This is a genomic window from Pseudoflavonifractor sp. 60, assembly GCF_009911645.1.
Taxonomy (GTDB): Bacteria; Bacillota; Clostridia; order Oscillospirales; family Oscillospiraceae; genus Lawsonibacter.
This window is the reverse complement of record NZ_QWKI01000119.1, coordinates 1-5516: the sequence shown is the minus strand read 5'-3', so window position 1 is coordinate 5516 and position 5516 is coordinate 1. Positions and strand designations below refer to the sequence as shown.

The 5516-nt window shown below is 61.6% G+C and carries 5 protein-coding genes; 4 read left to right on the top strand and 1 reads right to left on the bottom strand.

Annotated elements, in window-relative coordinates:
- Positions 1–403: 403 nt before the first annotated feature.
- The 3 genes from D1646_RS13155 to D1646_RS13145 all read left to right on the top strand — a co-directional run bounded on the left by D1646_RS13155 (position 404) and on the right by D1646_RS13145 (position 2052).
- Entirely contained in the window at positions 404–1387 is a 984-nt protein-coding gene (locus D1646_RS13155) for a pyruvate kinase (RefSeq protein WP_160636890.1), read from the top strand.
- Positions 1388–1561: 174 nt separating this feature from the next.
- Positions 1562–1741 (top strand): hypothetical protein, encoded by a 180-nt coding sequence (locus tag D1646_RS13150; RefSeq protein WP_160636889.1) that lies wholly within the window; start codon positions 1562–1564, stop codon positions 1739–1741.
- A 107-nt stretch (positions 1742–1848) separates the two neighbouring features.
- Entirely contained in the window at positions 1849–2052 is a 204-nt protein-coding gene (locus D1646_RS13145; protein WP_160636888.1) for a hypothetical protein, read from the top strand.
- A 184-nt stretch (positions 2053–2236) separates the two neighbouring features.
- On the opposite strand, the gene ftsH is transcribed toward D1646_RS13145, so the two are convergent.
- Positions 2237–4462 (bottom strand): ATP-dependent zinc metalloprotease FtsH, encoded by a 2226-nt coding sequence (gene ftsH / locus D1646_RS13140; RefSeq protein ID WP_243154167.1) that lies wholly within the window; start codon positions 4460–4462, stop codon positions 2237–2239.
- A gap of 257 nt (positions 4463–4719) precedes the next feature.
- On the opposite strand from ftsH, the gene rlmB reads away from it, so the two are divergent.
- Positions 4720–5511: a 23S rRNA (guanosine(2251)-2'-O)-methyltransferase RlmB gene (gene rlmB / locus D1646_RS13135; RefSeq protein WP_160636886.1), complete on the top strand. Its 792-nt coding sequence runs from the start codon at positions 4720–4722 to the stop codon at positions 5509–5511.
- Positions 5512–5516: the final 5 nt, after the last annotated feature.

Sequence of the window (5516 nt, the reverse complement as noted above, 5' to 3'; positions counted from 1 at the left end):
TGCCGATGACAATCCCCCGCCCTCGCTTCGCTCAGCCACCCCCTTTGCCAAAGGGGGCAAGCGGCTGCGCCGCTTGTGGGGCCCTGCTTCGCAGGGCTCATCCTCCGTCCCGCCCACAGGCGGCCTGGCCCCTTTGAAAAGGGGCTCCGGCGAAGCCGGTGGGGATTGATTTGCTGGCACTGCCTTGCCTGAAAATCTCAAATAGAAGGTAGTCTGCCGATGACAATCCCCCGCCCTCACTTCGCTCAGGGGCCCCTTTGCCAAAGGGGGCAAGCGGCTGCGCCGCTTGTAGAAGCCCTGCGCGACTGGACCAGGCGCAGAAATTCGGTGTAACACCATTGACTTCCCCGATAATGGGTCTATAATAAATGTAGAATTTACATCGATGGAGAGGATGGAATCTATGGACTTTTACGCAACACTGGGGGACCCCTGTGCCACGGAGGAGATCATCAGCAAGCTGTTTCGGGTTGGAATGACAGGGGTACGGCTGAATCTGTCCCACACCAGCCTGACCCAGTGTACCCCGCTGCTGGAACAGGTCTACTGGCCGGCGGCCCGGCGGGCGGGCAAGGAGCGGGCCCATCTGATTTTGGATCTCCAGGGGCCGGAGCTGCGGGTCGGGGAACTGCCCCAGCCCGTTCCATTGCGTGAAGGTCTGGATATCCTGCTGGGAGAGGGGGGCATACCCATCCCCCAGATCATCCTCCAGCAGGCGAAGCGGGGCCAGCAGCTCTCGGTGGACGACGGGACCCTGCTGCTGGAGGTCCGCCGCACCAGCCGCACGGTGCTGCTGTGCCGGGTACTGCGGGGCGGGACTCTGCTGAGCAAGAAGAGCCTGGCCGTCCTGGGCTCCGAGCTGGACACCCCCACGCTGACCCCCGCCGACCTGGACAATCTGGCCCTTGCCCGGCGCTTTGGCGTGACCCACATCCTCCAGCCCTTCGTCCGGGGGCGGCGGGACGTGGAGATCCTGCGGGAAAATCTGGCCCGGCTGGGGCTGGAGGATTTGCAGGTCATGGCAAAGATTGAAAATCCCCAGGGCTACGACCGGGTTGACGAAATCATGGACGCGGCAGACCAGATCTGCATTGCCCGGGGAGATCTGGGCAGCTCCATTCCCCTGTGGAAGCTGCCCGCCATCCAGAAGGACGTGGCCCGGCGGTGTACAGCCCGTGGAATGCCCTTCTGCCTGGTCACTCAGCTGCTGTGGTCCATGGAGCAGCGGCCCGTTCCAACTCGGGCGGAGGTGTGCGACATCTACAACGGGGTTCTGGACGGGGCCTCCTCCCTGATGCTCACCGGCGAGACCGCCATCGGCAGGTTCCCTGTCCAGGCCATGGAGTATTTGGTAAGAACGGCAAGCGAGGCAATAAAGGCACTATAAAAAAACCGCCGCCCTTTCAGCCGGGGCGGCGGTCCGTGTTATTCCTGGTCCTTTCTTGAGGATATTGTACCATAGCTTCCGCCATATGGGCAAGTCTTTTCACTATTTTGGCGGAATGCTCTTGACATATTGCTAGCTGCCTGCCATGATAGCTAGCAAGGAGGTGATACAGTCTTGTCTCCCTCAAACTCGGCGGAGTACTACCGAAAGCGTCGAGAAACCATTGGGCAGTTCAGCGTTCCTCTCTCCCGCGAGAAGCTGAATGCGCTGACAGAGAAGTTGAAAGCGCAGAACAAAACAAAAACCCAATGGCTCAACGAAAAGGTAGATGAAGAACTTGGTCAGGAAAAATAGAGTGCTGGCGGCCCTAACAAACTACCAACACTCTAATAGACCACACCAAGGAGGAGTGGCAAATTTAATCATATCACAACTCCTGGAAAAAAGCAAGGAGTGAACCCATGGATATTCAAATGCAGCTTCGGGAATTAGAGGCGGCGGCTCAGCGGATCTCTGATGGGCTGGATGTCATTCAGATCATGGTCCTTGGGCTGGACGGAACAGGAAGCCAGTACGCCGGCGCTTTGTCCGCCATATGGGAGTACCTCTCCAACGCTGATCTGGAATTGAAGCAGTGCCTGGCCGCCTGTCTCAAGGCGGTCTGACAGAAGGAGCGCCGCCCGTAAACGGGCGGCGCTTGTGTGTTATTTCCTGGCTTTTGCGTCGGCGATGGTGTCCAGCAGGTCACACAGCTACAGCTGTCCTTCCCGCTGTTTTCCGCAGTTCATAGAGTACGGCCAGTATCCTTACGTTCCTTTTCCGTTCTCATATTCAGCATATCTTTTCCGCTCACTGGGGGTCGTTCTCTTCCTTTGAGAGCCCCTCCGGCCGGGGTGGATCGTCTCCATCGGCGGCTGGGAGGGCCTCCGGCTGAGGCGGTGTCTCCCCCTCGGCGGCGGGGAGGACCTCCGGCTGGGGCGGTGTCTCCCCCTCCGGCTTTCGGGGGTCCGTCACCGGCATCTGCTCCAGGTCAACGGGGGGCTTGATCTCCTCGCTGACCATGTGGATGGACTTGGCGGGGGGCTCGATATCCCCGGGCAGCGGCTTTTTCCCAGCGGACTTGGTGGAGGCATAGGCATCCTCCACAGTGGCGGGGTCCCGGCCCTCGATAATGGCCACCATCTCGCCGCCGGTGATGGTCTCCTTCTCCAGAAGATAGGCCACCACCTTGTCCATGTCCTCCCGGTTGGCCCTGATGACCTCCACCGCGTCCTTGTAGCACACGTCCAGAATGGCCTTCACCGCCTTATCCATCACGGCGGCGGTGTCCTGGGCGCAGTCCAGGCCGTAGCCCCCTTCCAGATACTGGTTCCGGACGGAGCCCAGGGCCATCATGCCGAACTCCTCGCTCATGCCGTACATAGCCACCATGTTCCGGGCGATGTTGGTGGCCTCTTGGATATCCTGGGAGGCGCCGTTGGTCATGGTGTCCATCACCACTTCCTCCGCCGCCCGGCCCCCCATGGAGACGGCGATCTTGGCCATCAGCTCCTCTCTGGTACGCAGGTTGGTTTTATCCTCCTCGGGCATGAGCAGGGTGTAGCCCAGGGAGCCCTCGGTATGGGGGACGATGGTGATTTTCTGCACCGGCTCGGCGTTCTTCTGCTTGTAGGCCACCATGGCGTGACCCACCTCGTGGTAGGCCACCAGCTTGCGCTCAAACTCGGTGAGGACGGAGTTCTTCTTCTCACTGCCGGCGATGACGAACTCGAAGGAGGCCAGCAGGTCCTCCTGGTTCACCGCCCGCCGTCCCTGGCGCACGGCCCGCAGGGCGGCCTCGTTGACCAGGTTGGCCAGGTCGGCCCCCACGGTGCCGGCGGTGGCCAGAGCGATCTTCTTCAGGTCCACGTCCTCGGCCAGCTTGATCTTTCGGGTGTGGACCTGGAGGGTCGACAGCCGTCCCGCCAGGTTAGGCCGGTCGATGGTGATGCGCCGGTCGAAGCGGCCGGGGCGCAGCAGCGCCTTGTCCAGCACCTCCGGCCGGTTGGTGGCCCCCAGGACGATGACCCCCTTGCCCGGGTCGAAGCCGTCCAGCTCGGCCAGCAGCTGGTTCAGGGTCTGCTCCCGCTCGTCGTTGCCCCCCATGCGGTTGTCCCGGGACTTGCCGATGGTGTCGATCTCATCGATGAAGATGATGCAGGGGGCCATTTTGCTGGCCTCCTTAAACAGGTCCCGGACCCGGGAGGCGCCCACGCCCACAAACATCTCCACAAAGTCGGACCCGCTGATGGAGAAGAAGGGGACCCCCGCCTCTCCGGCCACCGCCTTGGCCAGCAGAGTCTTGCCGGTGCCCGGAGGGCCCACCAGCAGGGCCCCCTTGGGCAGCTTGGCGCCGATTTCAGTGTACTTCTGGGGGTTGTGGAGGATGTCGATGATCTCCTCCAGGGACTCCTTGGCCTCGTCCTGGCCGGCCACGTCCCGGAAGGTGACCCCGGTCTTCTTCTCCACGTAGACCTTGGCGTTGGCCTTCCCCACGCCGCCAATGCCTCCCATGCCCCCCTTGCCGCCAATGCCCCGCATGAGGAACACCATGGCCCCCACCATGATGACGATGGGCAGGACGGTGGTGATGAGCAGATAGAGAATCTGAGAGGAGTTATCCACCGCCGGGGTCCAGTGGCGGACGTTGTGCTCAGACAGCAGGCTCTCCAGCTCCAAGTCGGAGATGGGGGGCGGGGTGGTGACATACTCGGTCTCCCGCTCGTTCTGGATGGGCATCCAGGAGAACATATCGTAGGCCTGTTGGTGGCCGCCGTCCTCGGGGATGTAGGAGAGGGCCTCCTCCTCCTTGCCCTCCTTCAGGGTTATGGTAAACAGGCTGTTCTCGATTTTTACCGACTCCACCAGGTCCGCCACAACCCACTGCCGGAAGGTAGAGTAATCCACCTGAACCTGGTTGGAGCTGTTGTAGCTGCTGGTACAGCTGCGGAAGAGCAGCGTCAGCACCAGCGCCCACAAAATCAGCGAGATCAGGCCGAAGGTGTTTTTTCTGTTGTTTCCTTTATCTGGTTTCAAAGGAGCGTACCTCCATTTTTCCTGTTTTTTGGGGAATGGGTTAAAGGGTATCATACCACAGTTGGGGAATAAAAACAAGAAAATACTGTGTAAACTTCCGGTAAACTTTCTGTGACCCTTTTTGTCGGTTCATGTCTCCGGGGGCAAAAAGCCGCTGGACCGGCATATCTTTTTTGATTCTTCCACTTCCAATCGGAGAGGAAATGTGGTAAACTTGATTTTGTATGTGAATTCGACATGGGAAGGACTGGAAAACCATGAACAAACGCCCCCCGCTGCGCCGCTCCGCCCCGGTGGAGCAGGAGAACGACGGCATCATCGAGGGCCGCAACGCGGTAATTGAGGCCCTGCGCGCCGGTGTGACCATTGACAAGATATTCATCGCCAAGGGGGAGACCGACGCCGCCCTGGGCCACATCGCCTCCGCCGCCCGGGAGAAGGGCATTGTGGTGGTGGACGCCGACCGGCGCAAGCTGGACGGAATGAGCCGCACCCACTCCCACCAGGGGGTGATCGCCCAGGCCGCCGTGCGAGAGTACGCCAGCGTGGACGATATCCTCAGCGCCGCCCGGGAGAAGGGGGAGCCCCCGCTCATTGTGGTGTGCGACGAGCTCAGCGACCCCCACAACCTGGGGGCGGTCATCCGCACCGCCGACGCCGCCGGAGCTCACGGGGTCATCATCCCTAAGCGCCGCTCTGCCGGACTCACCGCCATTGTGGGGAAGACCTCCGCCGGCGCGGTGGCTCATGTGCCGGTGGCCCGGGTCCCCAACCTGCCCGCCCTGCTCAAGACGCTGAAGGAGGAGGGGGTCTGGGTCTTCGGAACCGCCATGGATGGGTCCACCCCCCTGTACCAGGCCGACCTGAAGGGCCCCGCCGCCATCGTCATCGGCAGCGAGGGGAGCGGTATGGGCCGGCTGGTGGCGGAAAACTGCGATTTCACCGTGTCCATCCCCATGTTCGGCAAGATCAACTCCCTCAACGCCTCCGCCGCCGCCGCCGTGCTGCTGTATGAGGCGGTCCGGCAGAGACGAGGCACTGCGCTGTAAAAGCG

Bases quoted from the DNA above. Each gene is read 5' to 3' on its own strand.
- rlmB (WP_160636886.1), top strand. From the start codon at position 4,720: ATGAACAAACGCCCCCCGCTGCGCCGCTCCGCCCCGGTGGAGCAGGAG.
- D1646_RS13155 (WP_160636890.1), top strand. From the start codon at position 404: ATGGACTTTTACGCAACACTGGGGGACCCCTGTGCCACGGAGGAGATC.
- D1646_RS13145 (WP_160636888.1), top strand. From the start codon at position 1,849: ATGGATATTCAAATGCAGCTTCGGGAATTAGAGGCGGCGGCTCAGCGG.